We start from the raw sequence: 23,064 nt of genomic DNA, 5'->3' as shown, positions 1-23,064 counted from the left end.
ATTAATTAGAAGGAGCCACCGTGGCAACCACTCAAAACGAAATCATCGCCGGCATCGCCGAGATCATCGAAGAGGTCACCGGTATCGAGCCGTCCGAGGTCACCCCGGAGAAGTCCTTCGTCGACGACCTGGACATCGACTCGCTGTCGATGGTCGAGATCGCCGTGCAGACCGAGGACAAGTACGGCGTGAAGATCCCCGACGAGGACCTCGCGGGCCTGCGCACCGTCGGTGACGTCGTCACCTACATCCAGAAGCTCGAGGAAGAGAACCCCGAGGCCGCCGCGGCCATCCGTGCGCAGATGGGTTCGGGAGACCAGTGACCAAACCTTCCACTGCTAACGGCGGTTTCCCCAGTGTTGTGGTGACCGCTGTTACGGCGACGACTTCACTCGCACCGGACATCGAGAGCACGTGGAAGGGCTTGCTCGCAGGCGAAAGCGGCATCCGCATACTCGACGACGACTTCGTCGAGAAGTGGGACCTGTCAGTCAAGATCGGCGGCCACCTCAAGGAGCCGCTCGATCCACTGATGACGCGGCTGGAACATCGCCGGATGTCCTATGTCCAGCGGATGGCCAAGTACGTCGGCAATCAGTTGTGGGAGAACGCCGGTAGACCTGAGGTCGACCCGGATCGCTTCTCGGTCGTCATCGGCACCGGTTTGGGTGGCGGCGAGAAGATCGTCGAGATGTATGACGCGATGAACGAGGGCGGACCCCGCAAGGTGTCCCCGCTCGCCGTTCAGATGGTCATGCCCAACGGCGCGGCCGCTGTGGTCGGACTGGAACTCGGGGCACGGGCCGGGGTCATCACCCCGGTGTCGGCCTGTTCGTCGGGTTCGGAGGCCATCGCCCATGCGTGGCGTCAGATCGTCATGGGTGACGCCGATTTCGCCGTGTGCGGTGGCGTCGAGGGTGTCATCGAGGCGCTGCCGATCGCAGGGTTCTCGATGATGCGTGCCATGTCGACCAACAACGACAACCCCGAGGGCGCATCGCGGCCGTTCGACAAGAATCGTGACGGCTTCGTGTTCGGTGAAGCCGGCGCGATGATGATCATCGAAACCGAGGAGCACGCCAAGGCACGTGGCGCCAAGCCGCTGGCCAGGGTGATGGGCGCGGGCATCTCGTCCGACGCGTTCCATATGGTCGCCCCGGCGCCGGACGGTCTTCGGGCCGGCCACGCGATGAAGCGTGCGATGGAGTCTGCGGGCCTCGAGTCCAAGGACATCAGCCACATCAACGCACATGCCACCGCCACCCCGATCGGCGACATCGCCGAGGCCAACGCCATCCGCGTTGCCGGAGTGGAGCACGCAGCGGTCTACGCGCCGAAGTCGGCGCTGGGCCACTCGATCGGTGCGGTCGGGGCATTGGAGTCGATCCTGACGGTTCTCGCTCTGCGTGACGGCGTCATTCCGCCGACACTGAACTACGAGACACCTGATCCCGAGATCGATCTCGATGTCGTTGCGGGCGAGCCTCGATATGGCGACTACCAGTACGCCATCAACAACTCGTTCGGCTTCGGTGGACACAATGTCGCCCTGGCGTTCGGGCGTTACTGAGCTAGGAAGGAACTCTCAGAGCAGTAATGGCAGCGTTGGTCAATGGGAACGGATTCCCCAACGTAGTCGTCACCGGTTATGCGATGACGACCGCTCTGGCGACCGACGCGGACACCACCTGGCAGCGGCTGCTGGACGGGCAGAGCGGCATCCGGCTGCTCGACGACCCGTTCGTCGAGCAGTACGACCTGCCGGTCCGCATTGGCGGACACCTGCTGGAGGACTTCGAGGACCAGCTGACGCGGGTCGAACTGCGTCGGCTGTCCTACCTCCAGCGGATGTCGACAGTGCTGAGCCGGCGCGTCTGGGAGCACGCCGGGTCACCTGAGGTTGATCCCAAACGCCTGATGGTGTCGATCGGCACCGGCATGGGCTCGACCGAGGAACTGCTCTATGCGTACGAAGCCCTGCGCGGTGAGGGCCTCAAGGCGGTCTCGCCGCTTGCTGTGCAGATGTACATGCCGAACGCCGCAGCCGCGGCGGTCGGGCTCGAACGCGAGGCCAGGGCCGGGGTCAGCACTCCGGTCTCGGCCTGCGCTTCGGGTTCTGAAGGTATCGCGCAAGCGTGGCGGCAGATCGTGCTCGGCGAGGCCGACGTCGCGATCTGCGGTGGCGTCGAGACCAGAATCGAAGCGGTGCCGATCGCCGGCTTCGCACAGATGCGCATCGTGCTGTCCACCACCAACGACGATCCCGCAGGGGCTTGTCGCCCATTTGACAGGGACCGCAACGGTTTCGTCTTCGGTGAGGGCGGCGCGCTGATGGTCATCGAGACCGAGGAGCACGCCAAGGCCCGCGGTGCCACCATCCACGCCAGACTGATGGGCGCCAGCATCACCTCGGACGGGTTCCATATCGTGGCGCCCGACCCCAACGGGGAGCAGGCCGGTCACGCGATGACGCGGGCCATCCAGCTCGCGGGCCTGTCCCCCAAGGACATTGACCACATCAATGCCCACGCCACGGGTACCTCCGTCGGCGACGTCGCGGAAGGCAAAGCCATCCACAACGCACTGGGCAGTCACAGGGCCGCGGTCTACGCCCCCAAAGGGGCACTCGGCCACTCGGTCGGCGCAGTCGGCGCCGTCGAGTCCATCCTCACCGTGTTGGCGCTGCGGAGCGGGGTCATCCCGCCAACGCTCAACCTCAAGAACCTGGATCCGGAGATCGACCTCGACGTCGTCGCCGGTTCGCCGCGACCCGGCAATTATCAATACGCGATCAACAACTCGTTCGGATTCGGTGGGCACAACGTCGCGCTCGCGTTCGGAAAGTACTGACGTCCCCGCCGACACCCGGCGTTACAGGAGGATTGCATGACCATCATGGCCCCAGAGACGGTCGACGAATCGCTCGATCCCCGCGATCCGCTACTGCGCCTGCGCGCGTTCTTCGACGACGGCAGCGTCGAGCTGCTCCACGAGCGTGACCGCTCCGGTGTGCTCGCCGCGGGCGGCACCGTCAACGGCGTGCGCACCATCGCGTTCTGCACCGACGGCACCGTGATGGGCGGCGCGATGGGTGTGGAGGGATGCGCACACATCGTCAACGCCTATGACACCGCCATCGAAGAGCAGAGCCCGATCATCGGCATCTGGCACTCGGGCGGCGCCCGGCTGGCAGAGGGCGTGAAAGCCCTGCACGCAGTCGGTTTGACCTTCGAGGCCCAGATTCGGGCGTCGGGTTACATCCCGCAGATCTCGATCGTCGTCGGCTTCGCCGCGGGTGGTGCCGCCTATGGTCCGGCCCTGACCGACATCATCATCATGGCGCCGGACAGCAAGGTCTTCGTCACCGGTCCCGACGTGGTTCGCAGCGTCACCGGCGAGGACGTCGACATGGTGTCGCTGGGCGGTCCCGATGCCCACCACAAGAAGTCCGGCGTGTGCCACATCGTCGCCGACGACGAGCTCGACGCCTACGAGCGGGGCCGCCGGCTGGTCGGATTGTTCAGCCAGCAGGGCCATTTCGACCGCGCCAAGGCCGAGGCCGGCGACACCGACCTGAACGCACTGCTGCCGGAATCGGCACGACGCGCCTACGACGTGCATCCGCTCCTCGAGGCGCTGCTCGACGAGGGCGTGCCCTTCGAGGAGTTGCAGGGCAAGTGGGCGCCGTCGATCGTGATCGGTCTGAGCCGGCTCGCCGGTCGGACGGTCGGCGTGATCGCGAACAACCCGCTGCGCCTCGGTGGCTGCCTGAACTCCGAGAGTGCCGAGAAGGCAGCACGTTTCGTGCGGCTGTGTGACGCGTTCGGAATCCCGTTGGTCGTCGTCGTCGACGTGCCCGGTTACCTGCCGGGTGTGGACCAGGAATGGGGCGGCGTCGTGCGGCGCGGCGCGAAGCTGCTGCACGCGTTCGGCGAATGCTCCGTCCCCCGCGTCACGCTGGTGACCAGGAAGATCTACGGCGGCGCCTACATCGCGATGAACTCGCGGTCGCTGGGTGCGACGAAGGTCTTCGCATGGCCCGACGCCGAGGTCGCCGTCATGGGCGCAAAGGCCGCGGTCGGCATCCTGCACAAGAAGAAGCTGGCCGCCACACCCGCGGACGAGCGTGAGGCGCTGCACGAGGAACTGGCAGCCGAGCACGAGCGGATCGCCGGTGGTGTTGATTCCGCGATCGAGATCGGCGTGGTCGACGAGAAGATCGACCCGTCGCACACACGCAGCAAGCTGACGCAGGCACTGGCCGAGGCGCCCGCGCGCCGCGGTCGGCACAAGAACATCCCGCTGTAACTCTTCGGTTCGCGGCGAGATCAGACTTGTCGCACGCTTCCAGCGCGCATTTGCGTCATAAGTCTGATTTCGCCAAGAAATCCTCGGCAACACCCGTCACCCGCTCGCGATCCGCTGTGACCAATCCGATCCTGGTGCGCCGATCCAGGATGTCGTCGATGGTCGACGCACCCTCGTGGGTGACCGCGTACTCGAATTCCGCTCGGGTGACGTCGATTTCGTCGGCCACCGGCTCGATCGGCCGGTCACAGGTCGCGGCCGCGATCACGTTCGGCGCCTCGGCGCCGTAGCGCGCCACGAGCGACGACGGCAGCTCCACCGGCGACCGCAGCGTCGCAACGGGATTCGACGGTGCGCCGACCAACGGCAGGTTCCTGGTGCGGCAACCCGCAGCGGTCAGCCCCCGCAGTACGACGGCCCGGTCAAGCACGTCTTCCGCCATGTACCGGTATTCCGTCAGCTTGCCGCCGATGACACTGATGAGGCCGGACGGCGACTCGACCACGGCGTGCTCACGGGACACGTCGGCCGTGCGCCCTTCGCCCGTATCGATCAGCGGCCGCAAACCGGCGTATGCGCCGATCACGTCCGCGGGGGTCAGGGCGACGTCCAGCGCCGTGTTGACCGTGTCCAGTAGGAACGTCGTCTCCTCCGGAGTGGGTTGCGGCACATCGGGTATCGGGCCGGGCGCGTCCTCGTCGGTCAGTCCCAGATACACGCGGCCCAGCTGTTCGGGCATCGCGAACACGAAGCGGTTGATCTCGCCGGGAATCGGGATCGTCAGGGCGGCCGCCGGATTCCCGAACGCCGCGGCATCGAATACGAGATGCGTTCCTCTGCTGGGCCGCAGGCGAATCGAGGAATCCACCTCCCCCGCCCATACACCGCTGGCGTTGATGACGACGCGGGCTGAAACCACGAACGACTCGCCGGACCGCTGATCGGTCAACGTCACCGAGGTGCCGGTCGCATCGGATGCCGCGACGCGCGTCAGGATCACGGCGCCGTGCTGGGCGGCCGTGCGGGCCACGGCCGTGACGAGGCGCGCATCGTCGATCAGCTGACCGTCGTAGGCGAGCAGACCGCCGGCCAGTCCGTCTCGGCGCACCGTCGGCGCGAGTTCGACCGCGCGCTTCGAGTCGATGCGCCGCGACCGCGGCAATACCGACGACGGCGTGCCTGCGAGCTTGCGCAGTCCATCGCCCGCCGCGAAACCGAATCGCACCAGAGCCCGCGACGGCGAATTCATCGACGGCAGCAACGGCACCAGCTGCGGCATGGCCGTCACGAGGTGGGGTGCGTTGCGCGTCATCAGGATTCCGCGTTCGACCGCGCTGCGCCTGGCGATGCCGACATTGCCCGTCGCGAGGTATCGCAGGCCGCCGTGCACCAGCTTGCTGCTCCACCGGCTGGTGCCGAAGGCCAGATCGTGCTTCTCGACCAGCGCGACGCTCAGCCCGCGCGTCGCAGCGTCCAGCGCGATGCCGACCCCGGTGATACCGCCGCCGATCACGACCACGTCGATCGTGCCGCCGTCGGCCAGCGCCGCGAGTTCGGAGGTGCGTCGCGCATCGTTGAGCGCGGTTGAAGACGTCACGGTTTCAGGTATCCGTTCAATGAGTGGGCGAGTTCGACGGCGAGTGCGTCGGCATCGAGGATCGGAGCGACGATTTGCCCGGACTGGATCGTCGACTGGGTGATCAGCAGGCACATCGCGGCGAGCTGACGGGCGTCGCCGGGGCGGACGCTGCCGTCCTCCTGCGCGAGTTTTATGTCGGCGGCGACCGCGTCGAGGAGGACCTGCTGGCTGGTTCCCAACCGCTCGGCGATGTAGATCATCGCCAGGTCGGGCGCGCTGTGCAGGACGGACATGACCACGTCGTCACGCCGCAACTGCGCGGCGAGCGTCACGATGCGCTCGACGAGCGCCTCCCGGCCGAACCCGCGACTCGGCAGGGCGTCGAGCATGCCGACGATCCTCGACGTCAGCAGGGCCGCGAGCACCGAACGGGTGTCGGGCCAGCGCCGGTAGACCGTCGGCCTGCTGACCCCGGCGCGGCGCGCGATCTCGGCCAGCGTCACCCGGTCGACACCGAAGGCCAGTACACAGTCGGCCGCTGCTGCGATGATCCTGTCCCCGATCGTCGGCGACTCATCGTTACTGATTGACAGCATGTGTAATACTGTAACTCATGACGCGCCCGGATGCCCAGCACACCGCACTGCTACCTCCGATGAAGTGGAACGCGTGGGGAGATCCCGCGGCGGCGAAACCGCTGTCCGACGGGATACGAGCCCTGCTGAAGCAGGCGCTCGGGGTCGACGGAACAGCGGCGCCCGAACTCGCGGCGGAGGACGTGAAGCTTCGTCCGTCCGCCCTTGCGGACTCCGACCGCGACGGTCTCGCCGCCATCGTCGGAGCCGATTACTGCCGCGTCGACGATCAGGGCCGACTGCTGCGTGCCGGCGGAAAGTCGACGCTGGACCTGTTGCGCCGCAAGGACTCCGGCGTTCAGGATGCTCCCGATGCGGTGCTCCTGCCCCAGACCGATGACGAGATCGCCGCGATCCTGGCGTACTGCTCCGATCATGGAATAGCGATCGTCCCGTTCGGTGGTGGGACCAGCGTGGTCGGCGGCCTCGATCCGATTCGGGGCGACTTCACCGCGGTGGTCTCGCTGGATCTGCGGCGCCTGACGGAGCTGCACTCACTCGACGAAGTGTCGGGCGAAGCCGAACTCGGCGCCGGGCTGACCGGCCCGGATGCCGAACGCCTGCTCGCCGAGCGCGGCTACTCGCTCGGCCACTTCCCGCAGAGCTTCCAGTTCGCGACCATCGGCGGCTTCGCCGCCACCCGGTCGTCCGGCCAGGACTCGGCGGGCTATGGCCGCTTCAACGACATGGTGCGCGGGCTGCGCACGGTCACCCCGGCAGGCGTGCTCGACCTCGGTCGCGCACCGGAGTCGGCCGCGGGCCCAGACCTGCGGCAATTGATGATCGGTTCGGAGGGTGTCTTCGGGATCATCACCCGCGTGCGGGTCAAGGTGCATCCCGTTCCCGCGTCGACCCGCTACGAGGCGTGGTCGTTCCCCGACTTCGCCACCGGAGCCGACGCCCTGCGCGCCGTCGTGCAGACCGGCACCGGCCCGACGGTCGTCCGGTTGTCCGACGAAGCCGAGACCGGCGTGAACCTGGCCACCACCGAGAGCATCGGCGAAAACCAGATCACCGGAGGCTGCCTGGCGATCACGGCTTTCGAGGGCAGCGAGGCCCACGTGGAGAGTCGCCATGCCGAAACGCGCGCCGTGTTGCAGGCCGCAGGTGGCACGTCGCTCGGCGAGGCACCCGCCCGCGCCTGGGAGCACGGCCGCTTCAACGCGCCCTATCTCCGCGATTCGTTGCTCGCCGCCGGTGCGCTGTGCGAGACGTTGGAGACCGCGACCAATTGGTCCAACGTGCCCGCGCTCAAGGTGGCGGTCACCGAGGCGCTGACGAAATCTCTCGGCGAATCGGGCACACCGGCTCTGGTGCTGTGTCACATTTCGCATGTGTATCCGACGGGGGCCTCGCTGTACTTCACCGTCGTCGCCGGGCAGCGCGGGAATCCGATCGACCAGTGGCGCAAGGCGAAGGCCGCCGCCTCGGAGGCGATGATGCGCACCGGCGCCACCATCACCCACCACCACGCCGTCGGCGCCGACCACCGCCCGTGGATGCGCGACGAGGTCGGCGACCTTGGTGTCGCGGTGTTGCGGGCCGTCAAGAGCACACTGGATCCGGCGGGAATCCTCAACCCCGGCAAGCTGATTCCGTGACGGAGCTCAACCGCGTCACGATGCTGACGAATCCGGCATCGGGGCACGGCAGTGCGCCGCACGCGGCCGAGCGCGCCGTCACGCAGTTGCACAAACGCGGCATCGACGTCGTGGCCATCGCAGGCACCGACGCCGAGCACGCGCGACGACTCGTCGAGGGCGCCCTCGAGCGTGGCATGGACGCCCTGGTCGTTGTGGGCGGTGACGGCATCATCTCGCTGGCACTGCAGGTGCTCGCACAGACCGACATACCGCTCGGCATCATCCCCTCTGGCACCGGAAACGACCATGCGCGTGAATTCGGTATTCCGGCAAAGGATCCCGAGGCGGCGGCGGACATCATCGTCGACGGACTCGTGTCGACCGTCGATCTGGGCCGCATCAGGGGCGTGGACGGTACCGACACGTGGTTCGGCACGGTGATGGCAGCGGGCTTCGACTCGTTGGTCACCGACCGCACCAACCGGATGCGGTGGCCGCACGGCCGGATGCGGTACAACGTCGCGATGGTCGCCGAACTGTCGAAGCTGCGGCTGCTGCCGTTCAGCCTGACGTTCGACGGCCGTGAGTTGGATACGGAATTGACGCTTGCCGCCTTCGGCAACACCAAGAGTTACGGCGGCGGCATGCTGATCTGTCCGGACGCCGACCCCACCGATGGTCTGCTGGACGTCACGATGGTGGCATCGGCGTCGCGCACAAAGTTGATTCGCCTGTTCCCCACCGTGTTCAAGGGCACCCACGTCGACCTCGACGAGGTGCGCACCGAGCGTGCCCGCACCATCACCGTCGACTCACCGGGCATCAATGCCTACGCCGACGGCGAGTTCATCTGCCCGCTGCCGGTCGAAGTGTCGGCGGTACCCGGTGCGCTGAAGGTGCTGCGATCAGCCGATCACCGCAACGGGCAGTAGATCGCGAGGGCGATCCCGACAAACCCGCTCGCCTGCGCTGGATCCAGCCCAGTCCGCTGGGCGACCTCTGACGAGATCACGTCGCGGGCGAGGCCGCTGGTCGAGGAATCGCATGCCAGATCGGCGGCCAGGATCGCCTCATCAGGCGTTATCGGCAGCCCGGCTGCGTTCAGGGCGCCGAAAAGCGCGTCGGTGGCCGGTGATGCCGATGCGGTCGCAGCGGTGAAAAGTGTGCAGGCAGCGAAGGCAGCTGCGGTGAACAGACGGATCGTGATCATGTCGCCTCCTGAAGAGTTGGCGACAGTCTCACAGCAGATCCGCGACCACGGCGCGGATCAACCAAAAATGCGCTCGGCTACCCGACTCCGCAGCTGAATGTCGTCGGCTACCCGACTCCGCGGCTGAATGTCGTCGGCTACCCGACTCCGCGGCTGAGCCAGGAGACCTCGGCGCTGTCGCCGCCGTCGCGGAAGGCTTCCAGCGCCTCGTCCCACGCGGTGCCCAGCACCGAATCGAGCTCGGCGGCAAGCATGTCGGCTCCCGACGACATCAACGTGCGCAGCCGCATCTCCCCGACCATCACGTCGCCGTTGGCGCTCATCGCACCGCTCCACATGCCCAGTTGCGGGGTGTGACACCAGCGGTGACCGTCCACGCCCGCACTGGGGTCCTCGGTCACCTCGAAACGCAGCACCGACCACGAGCGCAGTGCGCTCGCGAGGGCGGCACCGGTACCTACCGGACCGACCCAGTTGGTGACGGCGCGCAGTTGACCGGGCATGGCCGGCTGCGGGGTCCATTTCAGGTTCGCCCGCGCCGACAGGGTCGACGACAACGCCCACTCGACGTGCGGGCACACCGCCGCGGGTGAGGCGTGGACATACACCACGCCAGTCGCCGCGTCGGCGAACTGGTTCGCTGCACGCATTTGCTGCTCCTTCGGCTCCACGAGGGACGTCTTCCCCAAGCGACCTGGCGGCTCCGAATTACAGCTGTGTCGTGCGTGTCTATTGTGCCCTGTGAGGCCCCTGTTGCGCTAGTCTGCGCCGAATTCTCTCAGGACTGCATCAGAAACCTCCGGCCAGCGCGAATACGCCCAGTCGCCGAAATTGCGGTCCGTGAGCGCCACGAGGGCCAGCTCAGCCCGCGGATCGACCCACAAAAACGTCCCTGACTGGCCGAAATGACCGTAGGTCGCACCCGAGTTGGTCGAGCCCGTCCAGTGCGGCGACTTGCCGTCCCTGATCTCGAAGCCCAGCCCCCAGTCGTTGGGCCGCTGCGTCCCGAACCCCGGCAACACCCCCGACAAACCCGGAAACTGCACATCGGTGGCCTCGGAGTGCATCTGCTCGGACACGGTCGTCGGCCGGAGCAGGTCACCGGCGAACGCGACCAGGTCGGCGACGGTCGACACGGCGCCGAACCCCGCTGCGTCGGCCCCGCCCGACAACGCGGTGTCCGACATGCCGAGCGGCTCGAACACCGCCTCGGTCAGGTACTGCCCGAACTCGATGTCCGACGCCTGCTGGATCGTGTCGGCGAGAACCCCGAATCCGTAGTTCGAGTAGACCCGGCGCTTGCCGGGTTCCGACATCACGTCCGCCGAGTGCATCGAGTACCCCGACGCGTGGGCGAGCAGATGGCGCACCGTGGAACCGGGCGGACCCGCCTCGGTGTCGAGTTCGACGACGCCCTCCTCGACCGCTATTTGCGCGGCGCGGGCGACCAGCGGCTTGGTCACCGACGCCAATTCGAAGCGGTGCCGCACGTCGCCGTGCTGGGCGAGGATTCCAGACGGACCGACCACCGCGGCGGCGACGGTCGGGACCGGCCACTCTTCGATCGCATCAAGCGCTGCCACGCAGTGCAGCCTATTCGCGACGCTCCGTCCGATGTCGCCGCCGGGGCGGCTCCGAGCAGACCGCCGTCTACTTCCGCGCGATGTAGTAGTTGTTGATCGGATCCGACTCGATCTCGCGCAGTTGCACATCGTCGAAGCCGGCGCCCGCGAGCATCGACGTCGCAAGCTGATGACCCCATGCTGTTCCTAGGCCGTCGCCGTCGAGGCCCAGCGACACACTCATGCAGTGCATCGTCGACACCGTGTAGAGGTACGGGGCGAACGGCACGCCGATGTTGTCCTCGAGACTGCTCGACGCTTTGATGTCGACCATCAGGAAGACACCCCCGGGCCGCAATGCGCGGTAGATGTTCTCCAGCACCCGCGCCGGGTGCGCCTGGTCATGGATGGCGTCGAATGCGGTGATGACGTCATACGCGTCGACCGCGTCGAACTGTGCGACGTCGCGGGCGACGAACGAGGCATTGGTGAGCCCCGATCTGGCCGCCTCCGCGCGGGCGCGGCCAAGACCCTCGTCGGAGAAGTCGATTCCGGTGAACCGGCTCGCCGGGAAGGCCTGCGCCATGACATTGACGGCATGCCCACTGCCGCAGCCGAAGTCGGCCACCTCCGCGCCCGCGGCCAGCCGTTCGGGAAGACCGTCGGCCATCGGAAGGATGGCGTCGACGAGCGCATAGTCGAAGACCTGTCCGCTCTGTTCGGCCATCAGCGTGTGGAAGCGCGGGTACTCGCCGTAGGAGAGCCCACCACCGGTGCGGAACCGGTCGATCACCTTCTGCTCGACCTCGGCCAGCAGTGGGATGAACTGAGCGACGCGCGCCAGGTTGTCCGGGCCCGCGGCACGGGTGAGCACCGCGGCACGATGCGGCGGCAGCGAGTACGTCTGCGCTGTCGGGTGGTAGTCGACGACCCGCGCCGCGACCACACCGCCGAGCCACTCGCGCACGTACCGCTCGTTGAGCCCGGTGGCCTCGGCGATCTGGGCACTGGTCGATGGCGCACGCTCGGCCAGCGTGTCCCACAGGGCGGTCTGGTGTCCGATGGACAACAGAATTGCCAGGCTCGCACTGTCGATCGCCCCGACGATCCGGGCGGCGAACTCCTCGGTGGTGTCGGCCGGGACGCCGCTTTCGATGGTTGTCATGGTCTTTGCCCCTGCTTGATTGGTGATTCGACGATGCTGTCGTTACTACAACGTGCAATGGCCCAGTTGGGTTCGAACTGATTCATTGAGGCCGTTATGTTTATCTCCATGACTCAGACGGTGCGCGGCGTGATTTCGCGGGTGAAGGGTGAGCCGGTCGAGCTGGTGGAGGTGGTGATTCCCGATCCGGGGGCCGGTGAGGTGGTTGTCGATGTGATCGCCTGCGGGGTGTGTCATACCGACCTGACCTACCGCGAGGGCGGGATCAACGACGAGTTTCCGTTCCTGCTGGGCCATGAGGCCGCCGGCACCGTGGAATCGGTCGGCGCCGGGGTGAGCAATGTGGAGCCCGGCGATTTCGTGATCCTGAACTGGCGCGCGGTGTGTGGACAGTGCCGGGCGTGTAAGCGGGGTCGCCCGCATCTGTGTTTCGACACTTTCAACGCCGAACAGCCGATGACGCTGACCGACGGCACCGCACTGACCCCGGCGCTGGGCATCGGGGCGTTCGCCGACAAGACGCTGGTCCATGAGGGCCAGTGCACCAAAGTCGATCCCGCCGCCGACCCGGCGGTGGCCGGCCTGTTGGGGTGCGGGGTGATGGCCGGTATCGGCGCGGCGATCAACACCGGCGCGATCAACCGCGACGACACGGTCGCGGTGATCGGCTGCGGTGGCGTGGGTGACGCCGCGATCGCCGGTGCCGCCCTGGTGGGGGCACGCCGGATCATCGCGGTCGACACCGATAACAAGAAGCTCGACTGGGCGCGCGGATTCGGGGCCACCCACACCGTCAACGCGCGTGAGCTTGATGCGGTGGCCACCATTCAGGATCTGACCGACGGGTTCGGCGCCGATGTGGTGATCGACGCGGTCGGGCGCCCTGAGACCTGGAAGCAGGCGTTCTACGCCCGGGATCTGGCCGGAACCGTTGTCCTGGTGGGTGTTCCGACCCCGGACATGACGTTGGAGATGCCGCTGATCGACTTCTTCTCCCGCGGCGGGTCGCTGAAGTCAAGCTGGTATGGCGACTGCCTTCCCGAACGGGACTTCCCGACGTTGATCAGCCTGTACCTGCAGGGCCGGCTGCCGCTGGAGAAATTCGTCTCCGAACGCATCGGCCTGGATGGCATCGAAGAGGCGTTCCACAAGATGCATGCCGGTGAGGTCCTGCGCTCGGTGGTGATCCTGTGAACCAGAACATCTCCCGCGTCGTCACCCACGGCACCTTCGAACTCGACGGCGGGTCCTGGGAAGTCGACAACAACATCTGGCTCGTCGGCGACGACACCGACGTCATCGTCTTCGACGCCGCCCACGACGCGGGCCCGATCGTCATGGCCGTCGGTGGCCGCAACGTCATCGCCGTGGTGTGCACCCACGGACACAACGATCACATCACCGTCGCCCCCGAACTGTCGGAAGCGCTCGACGCACCGATACTGCTACATCCCGCCGACGATGTGCTCTGGCGAATGACCCACCCCGACAGAGACTTTCGGACAGTCGACGATGGCGAAACCCTCAGCGTTGGGGGCATCGAACTGCACGCTCTGCACACGCCTGGGCACTCGCCGGGCTCGGTGTGCTGGCATGCGCCCGAGCTGAACGCGGTCTTCAGCGGCGACACCCTGTTCCAGGGCGGGCCGGGGGCCACCGGCCGCTCGTACTCCGACTTCCCCACGATCCTGTCGTCGATCTCCGAACGGCTCGGCAAGCTGCCGGGCGACACCGTCGTCTACACCGGCCACGGCGACACGACCACCATCGGCGACGAGCTCGTGAATTACGACGACTGGGTCAAGCGCGGCAGCTGAGCTGGGCAGCTAATTGTTGAGGATGCGCCGCTTCTCGGCCGTGTACTCGGCTTCGGTCAGCGCGCCGGAGTTCCGCAGCGCGGCCAGCTGCCGGATCTGCTCCAGCCGCACACCCTGATCGGTCGGCATGTAGCTGACTGCGGGCTCAGGCTCGGGCTCGGGACTCGACGTCGGCTGGTCGCTCGTCACGTACTCGTTCGGCTCCAGAGGCCGTGCCTTCTTGCCCGCCCGCGCAGACCAGATCAACGAGGCGAACAGATCGAAAAGGCCGAACGCGAAAAGACCGCCGAACAGCCACAGCATCCAGCCTCGGGATTCATCGCGGCCGAACGCCAGCGTCGGCGCGATGTACCCGTCGACCGATCCTTCGGCCTTGACGTCGTACGTCCCATCCTGCGGAACCTGAACCGTCCAGATCCGCACTCGCACATCGCTGTTGACCGATGTCGTCCCACCGATGTTCTCGGTGACCGTCGGCTCGGGCATGCCGGCCGGGCCGGTGATGTCGAAGCTCAGATTCGGGAGCGGAAATCCACTCGTCGGCGTGCCGGTGGTCACGGTGTGGAAGCTCACCGTCATCTCGCCTGCAGGAAGGTGCAAGCTCGTCGAGCCCGGGATCGGCACTTCACCGTAGGCGTCGTATTCGTCGAGCACGAAGGTGTTGAGGACGAGCACGGCGATGAACCCGAGAATTGACGCGACCAAGGTGAGGATGGAAACCACGACCGCGATCCGTGGCGCGCGACTCATGGCCGAAAGTGTGTCATGCCATCGACAGAAAATCCGTGATGTCGGTACTGCAGTCCTAGGCTTGTGCTGCCGCGCCGATCAGCCATGTCTGCAGGCCCAGGCGCAGCCCGTCACCGAATCGCTGCGCGGGGTCGGGAAGTCCGATCTCCTCGATGGCGGCCCGCACCGGTTCGGTGGGAACCGAGAAAGGATAGGCACCTGCGGTCAGCATCAGGGATCCCTCGGCGAAGAATGCGGTGAACTCCACTGGCAGCCAGGGCAGGTGACGCCCCACCAGTTCGGCGAGTGCGGTGATGCGCTGCATCGCCCGCGCCTTGAAGTCGCGAGCGAACTCATGCGAAATGTTGCGTTCCAGAACTGATGCCATGGAGCCGAGCAGTTCACCCAGCAACGGTCGTGCCATCACCGAATCGGCGATCACCGTAGCAACCCGAATCTCGTTGGCGTATCCCGGCTTTCTGGGGCGCGGCCGGCCGAGAAGGGTCTCGATGCCGCTGAGCCACATGGTGAATTCCTCGTCGAGCACTTCGAGGAAGATCGCCTCACGGCTGTCGAAGTATCGCAACACGTTGGATTTGGCCAGCCCGACCCGATCCGAGAGTTCCCGCAGGCTGATGTCGCCGACATTCTTCTCCGCGAGCATGTCACGCGCGACGGCCTTGATCGCCTGACGCCGAACCGCCATCTGCTCGGGTCGGCGGGCGCGCTGAAAGGACGTCACAAGGTCTCAAGATTATCAGACCGGCGGGCTCTTGTTATCAGACCGATGGTTCGTTACTGTTCGGTTATTCATCCGCCGCAAAGGAGATAGTCCATGGTCCGTGTGTCTGAAGTGACGGTCCCCGATCAGTCCGGGAAGCTCGCGGTCGTCACCGGCGCCAACTCGGGCCTCGGTCTCGGCACCGCCGCCCGGCTGGCCGCAGCAGGCGCCGACGTCGTCATGGCGATCCGCAACCGCGCGAAGGGTGAAGACGCGATCGCGCAGATCCGGGCGACGGTCCCCGACGCGAAGCTATCCATCAAGTCGCTCGACTTGTCGTCGCTGGCCAGCGTCAAAGCGCTGGGTGACGAACTCAACGCAGAGGGACGGCCGATCGACCTGCTCATCAACAATGCGGGCATCATGCAGCCGCCACAGCGCGAGACCACCGCCGACGGATTCGAATTGCAGTTCGGCTGTAACCATCTGGGTCACTTCGCACTGACCGGACATCTCCTGCCGCTGTTGCGCGCCGCCGACGGCGCGCGGGTGACAACGTTGAGCAGCTCGGCGGCGCGGTTCGGCGGCATCAAGTTCGACGATCTGCAGTGGGAGAAGCGCTACAACGCCACCCAGGCCTACGCACAGTCCAAATCCGCGAACCTGATGTTCGCGATCGAGTTGGACCGCAGGAGCCGGCAGGCGGGCTGGGGCATCGTCTCGAATGCCGCGCATCCCGGCTTGTGCAAGACGAATCTTCAGCTGAGCGGTCCGTCGCACGGCAAGGCCGGCCCAACCCTGCTGGAGCGCTTCTACCGGTCCAGCCGACAGGTCTTGCCGTTCATGTGGCAGGACATCGACGAGGGCATTCTGCCCACCCTGTACGGCGCGACCGCCCCCGAAGCGAAAGGCGGTGCCTTCTACGGACCGCGAGGATTCATGGAGCTCGCAGGCGGTGGCGTCACCGACGCCAAGATCCTCGCGCGCGCCAGCAATGAGGCCGACTGTCGCAGGCTCTGGGAGATCTCAGAGCGACTGACTTCGGTGACCTATCCGGCGTAAGAGGACTACCGTCGTATTTGACGGTTAACTGCCCACGTCTCGGAGGTCGCGATTGCCTGAGTCAAGCATCGTCGTGCGGCCTGAGCCGGAGGACAGCGGTTTCTACACGGCCAGTTCACGACTTCAGGCTGCAGGCTTGACCGGTGCACTCGCGATCTTCGAGGAGGCGGCATCTGTCGTGCCGCTGCCGAAACCCCCGCAGCCGATCGTCATCGCCGACTACGGAGCGTCGACCGCCCACAACTCGCTGCTACCGATCTGCGCGGCAATCAACGTGCTGCGCAAGCGGACCCGGCACGACCATTCGACCCTCGTCGTACACACCGACGTTCCGGAAAACGACTTCACGGCGATGTGGCGGACCCTCGCGGAAGATCCGGACACCTACTTGGCCAAGGACGCAAAGACATTCGCCTCGGCGGTCGGGCGGTCGTTCTACGCGCAGATCCTGCCGTCGAGCAGTGTGAATCTGGGTTGGAGTTCATACGCTATCCAGTGGCTGAGCAAGGTTCCGTCGCCGATACCCGACCACATTCAGGTCGCCTACAGCACGGACGAAGACGTGCGTGCCAAATACGCCAGGCAGGCCGCCCACGATTGGCACGAGTTCATCGCGTTCCGCGGCAGGGAATTGTGTCCGGGCGGTCGCCTTGTGGTGATGACGATGGCCGTGGATGACGACGGCGAGTTCGGCTATCGGCCGATGTTCGCCGCGTTGCTCGACGCCCTCGACGAACTCCAGGCGGCAGGCCTAGTCACCGCCGAGGAGATTCACCGAATGTGCGTCCCGGTGGTAGGACGCAGAGCCGCGGACTTCTTCACGCCGTTCGCGCCGTCCGGTCGTTTCGAACAGCTTCAGATCGACCACCTCGAGGTGTTCGACGCCGAAGACCGATTCTGGTCTCAGTATCAAAGCGACAAGGACGAAAAGACTTTCGGCAAGCAATGGGCGTCCTTCGTGCGCGCGTCGGTGTTCCCGACTCTCGCGACAGCACTCGACGGTGGCTTCACCGATACCCGCACCGGACAGTTCCTCGACCAACTCGAGGCCGGCGTTGCCGCGCGGCTGGCGGCCGCTCCCGAACAGATGCAGATCCCCCTTGCGCACCTGGTACTGATCAAGCGGCCGAAGGCCCGCTAGCCCGCCATCCGGTCACGAAAAGTGTTGCGGTAGTTCAGCGGTGCGACTCCGGTCAGTCGACGGAACTGCTCGCGGAAGTTCGCCGGAGAGCTGAATCCGACTTCACGACCGACCTTTTCGACGCCGTACGCGGTGCTCTCGAGCAGCTGCTGGGCGTGGCGGACCCGAACCCCCGTCAACCACTGCATCGGCGTTTGACCCGTCTCCGCCTGGAAGCGTCGGTTCAAGGTTCGCACGCTTACCGACGCGCGGGCGGCGATATCGCGCAGCGTCACGTCCCTGTGCGCCTGTTGTTCGATCCACGCGAGGACGTCGTCCAGTTCGGTCCGCTCCGCAATGTGCTTGACAGCAGCCCTGTTTCGGAGGATGAACTGCGCCTGTCCCCCGCTGCGGTGGAGGGGTGCGACGGCAAGGCGGGCCGCGTCGGCGGCCACTGCGGCGCCGTAGTCACGGGCGATCATGTGCAGACACAGGTCCAGTCCGGCCGACGCGCCCGCCGATGTCAGCACCTGGCCCTCGTCGACGTAGAGAACGTCGGCATCGAGGTCCACGGCCGGAAAGCGCGCACGGAAGAGCTCGGCGGCGATCCAGTGCGTCGTCGCGCGCCTTCCATTCAGCAATCCTGCGGCGGCCAGGGTGAAGGCGCCCGAGCAGATCGACGCGATCCGCGTACCGCGGGCGTGGGCCGCCCTCAGTGCCGCCAGCACCTCGTCGGGTGCATCTACCGACACGTCGTTGAGACCTGGGACAACGATGGTGTCCGCGTCGGCGAGGGTTTCGAGGCCGTGGTCGGTGGCGATGCGGATCGGGCCTGCCGACACCTCCGGTTGCGACCCGCACGCCACCACGCGGTATCCCGGTGCACCCGAGGGCAACCGGACGCGGCCGAATGCCTCGATCGGTGTGGTGAGGTCGAAGGCAATGGTGTCGGGGAGCGCCAGGACCGCAACGGTGTGCATCCCCGGACGATAGCAGTCGCTGGCAATATTCAGGCGATACATGGCGATCTGGCCACTGTTCCGCCGGCAGCGTGCCCCGCGACGATGACGGTGTGTACGCACAAATCGTGTTGTTCGACGGTTTCGATCCGCTCGATGCCACCGCGCCGTTCGAGGTTCTCGCCGCAGGCAGCGACGCAGCCGGAGGCGACCTCGAAGTCGAACTGGTATCGGCCGAAGGACCACGCGAGGTGGTCAGCGGAACCCTGAGCATGGCTCTGCATGCCACGGCACAACTCGACCCGTCACGACCCGGCATCATCGTCGTGCCGGGCGCATCGGGTCCGCTCGACGGAGATCCGGACGAGATCGACACCATCCCCGTTCTGCTCGCACGCTTTGCCGAGTCCGCCGCGATCCCGTTGCTGCGCAAGGCGATGGAGAATCCCGACGTCACCGTCGCCACCGTCTGCGGTGGATCACTCGCCCTGGCGATGGCCGGTCTGCTGGAAGGCCGCAACGCGGTCACCCACCACCTCGGCATGGAACTTCTCGAGGCCACCGGCGTGACCACGGTGAACGCGCGGGTCGTCGACGACGGCGATCTCGTGACGTCGGGAGCGGTCACCTCGGGCCTCGACCTCGCCCTTCACCTGCTCGACCGCACCTACGGAGCGCAGGTCGCACTCGCGGTCGAAGAACTGTTCGCCTACGAGCGACGCGGAACGGTGTGGACGAAATGAGCATCCTGGGAGACTGGGATGTGACGATCAAGACGCCGATCGGGTCCCTGGCCGTGGTCTATACGTTTACCGAAGAGGACGGCACCCTCGCGGGCACCGCGACCGCCAAGAACGAAGCCGTACCACTACGCGACATCGCCGTTGACGGACAACGGATTACATGGCGTCAGTCGGTGACCAAACCCATGCGACTGAACCTCGACTTCGACGTCGTGGCGGACGGCGACAACCTCACCGGGCATTCGCGTGCCGGGCGCCTGCCACGTTCAGCGGTGACCGGCCGACGTCGCTCCTAGGGCCTCATCTCGTAGGCGCCGTCGTATGCCTTCACCCGCTCCCAGACCCGGTGGAACCGCTCCGGGTCGGGCACCGGCTTACGGATCGCGCTCAGTGCCCAGTCCTGCTGAGCCGTCGTCGCCGTCGGCTTGCCGTGCAGCGCAACGGCATACGTATTGAAGTCGCGGACCTGGAAGTCGAAGATCTGGTCAAGCATGTCGGTGTCGAGGCCCGTCAATGCGGCCTGCTCCAAAATCAGCTGCCCGTACACGATCAGCGAGAACAGGTGGCCGACGTTGAGCAGGAAGTCCAGATCCTTCTGCTGATCAGCGTCGGGCGCGGCGGTCAGGAGGAACTCCCGGAACGCCTTGGCCTGGTCGTAGAACACCGCGACATTCGGGATGCCGGCATGCTCCTCGTACGTCGGTGTCCAGTCGGCGAACTGCACCTTGCCCGCACCCCGGGTCGGTCCCTGGTTCCAGAAGAACGTGTCGTCCGCGGCGTCGTTGCGCATCGGGATCTGCGGATACTCCTTGGGGTTGAGCATGTAGTTCGGCATGAACTTCAGCACCAGCCCGACGTTCACATGCACCGTGCCCTCGAGTCGAGGCAGGGTGCCGATGAACTGCGCGACCTCACGGAACATGGTGTTCTTCTCGTAGCCCTTGGCGGCGATCACGTCGTGCAGCGCCCGCAGCACGGTCTCACCCTCCATGGTGACCTTGGCCTTGGTCATGGGGTTGAACAGCAGATAGCGCCGGTCGTCGAGGCTTGCGGCCCGGAAATAGTCGACGGAGCGCTGGCTGAAGAGCTTCATCGCGATCAGGCGCGAGTACGCATCGACGAAGTTGGTTCGCACGTGGGTGAATTCGGTGACGGGATTGCCGTACAGGATGCGATTCTGCGCATGGGTGATCGCCTCGTAGAAGGCATGCTCGGTCATGCCGATCGAGCAGGAGCACAGGTTGAATTTGCCAATGTTGACCGTATTCAGCGCCGCGGCAAAGGCTTCCACGCCGGTGTGCAGAATGTCTTCCTCCCGCACCGGATAGTTCTCCAGTCGGAACGTGCTGACGTAGATCTGCATGTGCACGACATTGTCGATCAGGTGATAGTCGTCGTGCCTGCTGTCCGCGGCGAACCAGATGTACGCGTCCTGGCCCTCGATGTCCTCGCGCCGCCCGAAGACCGACACCATGCTGGCGACGTTTCCGTTGCCGATGTAGTACTTCTCCCCCGTCGCCCGGTACAGGATGCCGTTGGCGCGGTCCTCGTCGCTCGCAGGCGTGAGAACCATGTCGGTGTTGTAGACGTCGGCCCCGCGCGCGCGTTCGGATAGCCCGAACGCCATCACTTCGCCGTCCTCCAGATCGTCAGCGGCCTTGAGCTTGGCGTCCTTGTTCTCGCTCTGCCAGATGGGCCCGAGACCGAGGATGGTGACCTGCTCGGTGTACCAGTACGTCAGCCCGTAGAACCCGAGGATCTCCGACAGGGCGGCGTTGCGCGCGGCATCCCAGCGCTTGTCCGGGTTACCGCCGCCGAACTCCGATGGCGTCAGGAATGTCGCGAACAGCTTCTCGCGTTTGACGAAGTCGACGAAGTCGCCGGGCCACTGCGCAGCCAGATCGTCGTCGAGGATGCGCTTCTTGCCCTGACCCTCGAACCAGTCGATGGTCGCGCGCAACAACCGGCGAGTCTCGGCATCGAATTGCGGTGGGTCGTAGGTGTTGGGGTCGAAGAGCAAGCCGTCGGTCGTCCGGCGGGCTGGGCCCACGCCCGAAGGGCCGGGGAGAGCGGAGCGACCGGGGGGTGAGGCAATCATGGCCGACAGCCTAGGACTGCCGCCGACGCTACGGCGCCGGTTGTACCGGGTTCGGGACGAACGGCAGGCCGGGAATGGTCTCGTAGGGCAGCGTCGGGATGACCGGTGGCGGTTGAGTCGTCGGCGGGGGTGGCGCGGTGGTCGTGGGCGGCGGCGCCGTGGTGGTCGGCGGCGGGGGCGGCGGCTCAGTGGTCGTCGGCGGTGGCGGCGGCTCGGACGGGGGTGGGGTGACCGTCTCCGTCACGGGCGGCGGTGGTGCCTGCTCCGTGACTGTCTCCGGCGGTGGCGCCTGCGTCTCCGATGTCGGAGGTGGCGCGACGCTCGTGGCCGGCGTCGGCGTGGGTGCGGTGCTCGAAGCCGGGGCTGGAGGCGTGTCGCCGGTGTGCAGGACGAACAGGACGGCCGCCCCGAGCGCGGCCAGGACGACGACGATGCCTGCCCCCATCGCGATCTCTGGGCGGCGGTACCACGGCAGCGACCGCGCTGAGGGCTGGTCCTCGTGCGCGTCACGCTGGAACTGGATGTCTGGCCGAACGTCGTCGATGCCCGCATCGGCGGGCGAGTCATAGTCGTACGGATCGGTCGGCGCCACGTCCGGAACGTCCTCGGCGTCCGACCACGCCAATGCACCGACCGTGCCCGACGGTGCGGCTTCATCGGGTATCGGAGCGATTTCGGGCACCATCGCGGTCGCGGCCGCAGCAGGCGCGGCCGCGGCCATCGCCGTGTTGTCGTCGCCGACCGTTGCACGCACAGCGGCCAGACCACCACCGATCGCCGCGGTCAACTCGGGTTGTGGATGCGTGATGACCGGCACCCGGAAGCGCTCCGACAGCGCCGTCGTGATGATGGGGATCCGCGCTCCCCCGCCCACCGACGCGACCGCTGCCAGCTCACGAACACCGTTGCGCTCCAACGTGTCTTGCAGCACGCCCGCGAATTCGGCGACGGGTTGCCGTACGGCGTCGTCGAGCTCGGTGCGGGTCAGCCGCACCTCACCCCGGTGCCCGGGCACGTCGACCAACAACGCTGTGACGCTCGCTGTCGACAGCCGCTCCTTGGCGCCGCGGCACTGCACCCGCAGGTGGCTGAGGGCGCCGATCGCCGACGTGCTGGACACGTCGATGGTGCCCGCGGCCGTCAGATCGTTGATCACATGGGTCAGCAGCGCCTGGTCGACGAGATCACCGGACAGATCGATGTGTCGGACCGTCGGGGCCAGCGGGGCGTAATCCGAGGCGGCGTCGACCAGCGTGATGCTCGTCCCGGTGCCGCCGAAGTCGCACAGCGCGATGACGCCGCGGGTCGGTACTCCCGGGTCGTCCCGCAACGCCGTCAATGCGGCCGCGGCGTCGGAGACGACGGGCGCGGGGCTCGGCTGGCCGAACTCTGGCAGCGCGGACAACGCGTTGCGAAGGCCGTCGACCGCCGCCGGCCGCCAGTGCGCCGGATACGTGACCGCGACGGGACCTTCCGGCGTCCCGAGTGCCAGGAGCAGTGCGCGCAGCGCGTCGGCGAGCACACCGTCGGCCAGGTGCGTCGAACCGTCGGCCGCCACGATCCCGACCGGGTCGCCGACGCGATCGACGAAGTCGGTGAGGATCAAGCCGCGCTCGTTGAGGTTGGGGTTCTCACTCGGCACCCCCACTTCGGGCGGGCGGTGGGGATAGCGGGTCAGGACCGAGGTACGCGACAGCGCCGTCCGGCCGACGATCACGGCAGCCAGGTTGGAGGCCCCTACCGAGAGCCCTACTCCGTCAGTCATCGGCGTTC

Annotated in this window: 23 protein-coding genes; 12 read left to right on the top strand and 11 right to left on the bottom strand. The window is 66.5% G+C overall.

The features are described from left to right. Positions 1-20 precede the first annotated feature (20 nt). The 4 genes from acpM to AB4Z42_RS21775 are packed head-to-tail and all read left to right on the top strand — an operon-like array spanning position 21 to position 4,308. Complete coding sequence (gene acpM / locus AB4Z42_RS21790) at positions 21-323, top strand: meromycolate extension acyl carrier protein AcpM (protein ID WP_442011309.1); 303 nt, start codon at positions 21-23, stop codon at positions 321-323. After that, positions 320-1,570, top strand: coding sequence for a 3-oxoacyl-ACP synthase KasA (kasA, locus tag AB4Z42_RS21785; protein WP_442011308.1), 1,251 nt, complete (start codon positions 320-322; stop codon positions 1,568-1,570). Before acpM ends, kasA begins: the two co-directional genes overlap by 4 nt. Positions 1,571-1,596: 26 nt before the next feature. Further along, positions 1,597-2,850, top strand: a complete 1,254-nt coding sequence (gene kasB, locus AB4Z42_RS21780; RefSeq protein ID WP_442011307.1) for a 3-oxoacyl-ACP synthase KasB — start codon at positions 1,597-1,599, stop codon at positions 2,848-2,850. 36 nt (positions 2,851-2,886) lie between these two features. Then, complete coding sequence (locus tag AB4Z42_RS21775; RefSeq protein WP_442011306.1) at positions 2,887-4,308, top strand: acyl-CoA carboxylase subunit beta; 1,422 nt, start codon at positions 2,887-2,889, stop codon at positions 4,306-4,308. 55 nt (positions 4,309-4,363) lie between these two features. On the opposite strand, the gene AB4Z42_RS21770 is transcribed toward AB4Z42_RS21775, so the two are convergent. Together AB4Z42_RS21770 and AB4Z42_RS21765 are read right to left on the bottom strand one after the other, a co-directional pair. Then, positions 4,364-5,905: a glycerol-3-phosphate dehydrogenase/oxidase gene (locus AB4Z42_RS21770; RefSeq protein WP_442011305.1), complete on the bottom strand. Its 1,542-nt coding sequence runs from the start codon at positions 5,903-5,905 to the stop codon at positions 4,364-4,366. Further along, positions 5,902-6,483 (bottom strand): TetR/AcrR family transcriptional regulator, encoded by a 582-nt coding sequence (locus AB4Z42_RS21765; protein WP_442011304.1) that lies wholly within the window; start codon positions 6,481-6,483, stop codon positions 5,902-5,904. Before AB4Z42_RS21765 ends, AB4Z42_RS21770 begins: the two co-directional genes overlap by 4 nt. A gap of 59 nt (positions 6,484-6,542) precedes the next feature. Here AB4Z42_RS21765 and AB4Z42_RS21760 point away from each other — a divergent pair, with 59 nt between their 5' ends. Continuing rightward, positions 6,543-8,123: an FAD-binding oxidoreductase gene (locus AB4Z42_RS21760; protein ID WP_442011519.1), complete on the top strand. Its 1,581-nt coding sequence runs from the start codon at positions 6,543-6,545 to the stop codon at positions 8,121-8,123. Continuing rightward, complete coding sequence (locus AB4Z42_RS21755) at positions 8,120-9,037, top strand: diacylglycerol kinase (RefSeq protein WP_442011303.1); 918 nt, start codon at positions 8,120-8,122, stop codon at positions 9,035-9,037. Before AB4Z42_RS21760 ends, AB4Z42_RS21755 begins: the two co-directional genes overlap by 4 nt. Here AB4Z42_RS21755 and AB4Z42_RS21750 read toward each other — a convergent pair. From AB4Z42_RS21750 to AB4Z42_RS21735, 4 genes are all read right to left on the bottom strand, one after another. Then, the gene (locus AB4Z42_RS21750; protein WP_442011302.1) at positions 9,019-9,315 is read right to left on the bottom strand and encodes a DUF732 domain-containing protein; all 297 of its coding nucleotides are present in this window, start codon (positions 9,313-9,315) and stop codon (positions 9,019-9,021) included. The genes AB4Z42_RS21755 and AB4Z42_RS21750 overlap by 19 nt on opposite strands. Before the next feature lie 137 nt (positions 9,316-9,452). Next, positions 9,453-9,965 (bottom strand): DUF3145 domain-containing protein, encoded by a 513-nt coding sequence (locus AB4Z42_RS21745; protein WP_442011301.1) that lies wholly within the window; start codon positions 9,963-9,965, stop codon positions 9,453-9,455. 108 nt (positions 9,966-10,073) lie between these two features. Continuing rightward, entirely contained in the window at positions 10,074-10,898 is an 825-nt protein-coding gene (locus AB4Z42_RS21740) for a serine hydrolase domain-containing protein (protein WP_442011300.1), read from the bottom strand. Positions 10,899-10,965: 67 nt separating this feature from the next. Then, positions 10,966-12,042 carry a class I SAM-dependent methyltransferase gene (locus AB4Z42_RS21735; RefSeq protein ID WP_442011299.1) on the bottom strand — a complete coding sequence of 359 codons (1,077 nt, stop codon included), beginning with the start codon at positions 12,040-12,042 and terminating at the stop codon, positions 10,966-10,968. 108 nt (positions 12,043-12,150) lie between these two features. Here AB4Z42_RS21735 and AB4Z42_RS21730 point away from each other — a divergent pair, with 108 nt between their 5' ends. Further along, the gene (locus AB4Z42_RS21730) at positions 12,151-13,236 is read left to right on the top strand and encodes an S-(hydroxymethyl)mycothiol dehydrogenase (protein WP_442011298.1); all 1,086 of its coding nucleotides are present in this window, start codon (positions 12,151-12,153) and stop codon (positions 13,234-13,236) included. Further along, entirely contained in the window at positions 13,233-13,859 is a 627-nt protein-coding gene (locus tag AB4Z42_RS21725) for an MBL fold metallo-hydrolase (RefSeq protein WP_442011297.1), read from the top strand. The genes AB4Z42_RS21730 and AB4Z42_RS21725 overlap by 4 nt, the downstream gene beginning before the upstream one ends. Positions 13,860-13,868: 9 nt before the next feature. On the opposite strand, the gene AB4Z42_RS21720 is transcribed toward AB4Z42_RS21725, so the two are convergent. Both AB4Z42_RS21720 and AB4Z42_RS21715 read right to left on the bottom strand, forming a co-directional pair. Then, complete coding sequence (locus AB4Z42_RS21720) at positions 13,869-14,609, bottom strand: SHOCT domain-containing protein (RefSeq protein ID WP_442011296.1); 741 nt, start codon at positions 14,607-14,609, stop codon at positions 13,869-13,871. A gap of 55 nt (positions 14,610-14,664) precedes the next feature. Then, a complete protein-coding gene (locus AB4Z42_RS21715) occupies positions 14,665-15,330 on the bottom strand; it encodes a TetR family transcriptional regulator (RefSeq protein ID WP_442011295.1) in 666 nt (221 codons plus the stop codon). A 93-nt stretch (positions 15,331-15,423) separates the two neighbouring features. Here AB4Z42_RS21715 and AB4Z42_RS21710 point away from each other — a divergent pair, with 93 nt between their 5' ends. Together AB4Z42_RS21710 and AB4Z42_RS21705 are read left to right on the top strand one after the other, a co-directional pair. Next, the gene (locus AB4Z42_RS21710; RefSeq protein ID WP_442011294.1) at positions 15,424-16,371 is read left to right on the top strand and encodes an SDR family oxidoreductase; all 948 of its coding nucleotides are present in this window, start codon (positions 15,424-15,426) and stop codon (positions 16,369-16,371) included. Positions 16,372-16,423: 52 nt separating this feature from the next. Continuing rightward, the gene (locus AB4Z42_RS21705; protein ID WP_442011293.1) at positions 16,424-17,512 is read left to right on the top strand and encodes an SAM-dependent methyltransferase; all 1,089 of its coding nucleotides are present in this window, start codon (positions 16,424-16,426) and stop codon (positions 17,510-17,512) included. Here AB4Z42_RS21705 and AB4Z42_RS21700 read toward each other — a convergent pair. Next, on the bottom strand, positions 17,509-18,471 hold the full coding sequence (locus tag AB4Z42_RS21700) for a GlxA family transcriptional regulator (protein WP_442011292.1): 963 nt from the start codon (positions 18,469-18,471) through the stop codon (positions 17,509-17,511). The genes AB4Z42_RS21705 and AB4Z42_RS21700 overlap by 4 nt on opposite strands. Before the next feature lie 92 nt (positions 18,472-18,563). Between AB4Z42_RS21700 and AB4Z42_RS21695 the strand changes: the two genes are divergently transcribed. Together AB4Z42_RS21695 and AB4Z42_RS21690 are read left to right on the top strand one after the other, a co-directional pair. Then, complete coding sequence (locus tag AB4Z42_RS21695; protein ID WP_442011291.1) at positions 18,564-19,193, top strand: DJ-1/PfpI family protein; 630 nt, start codon at positions 18,564-18,566, stop codon at positions 19,191-19,193. Further along, positions 19,190-19,489 carry a hypothetical protein gene (locus AB4Z42_RS21690; protein ID WP_442011290.1) on the top strand — a complete coding sequence of 100 codons (300 nt, stop codon included), beginning with the start codon at positions 19,190-19,192 and terminating at the stop codon, positions 19,487-19,489. Before AB4Z42_RS21695 ends, AB4Z42_RS21690 begins: the two co-directional genes overlap by 4 nt. Here the strand turns inward: AB4Z42_RS21690 and AB4Z42_RS21685 are convergent. Both AB4Z42_RS21685 and AB4Z42_RS21680 read right to left on the bottom strand, forming a co-directional pair. Continuing rightward, positions 19,486-21,291 (bottom strand): acyl-CoA dehydrogenase family protein, encoded by a 1,806-nt coding sequence (locus tag AB4Z42_RS21685; protein WP_442011289.1) that lies wholly within the window; start codon positions 21,289-21,291, stop codon positions 19,486-19,488. The two genes, AB4Z42_RS21690 and AB4Z42_RS21685, sit on opposite strands and share 4 nt — an antisense overlap. Positions 21,292-21,319: 28 nt before the next feature. Then, positions 21,320-23,056, bottom strand: a complete 1,737-nt coding sequence (locus tag AB4Z42_RS21680; protein ID WP_442011288.1) for an Hsp70 family protein — start codon at positions 23,054-23,056, stop codon at positions 21,320-21,322. Between the last annotated feature and the right edge of the window lie 8 nt (positions 23,057-23,064).

The sequence above is a fragment of the Mycobacterium sp. 2YAF39 genome (assembly GCF_052114565.1).
Taxonomy (GTDB): Bacteria; Actinomycetota; Actinomycetes; order Mycobacteriales; family Mycobacteriaceae; genus Mycobacterium.
This window is presented reverse-complemented; position numbering and strand designations above follow the sequence as displayed.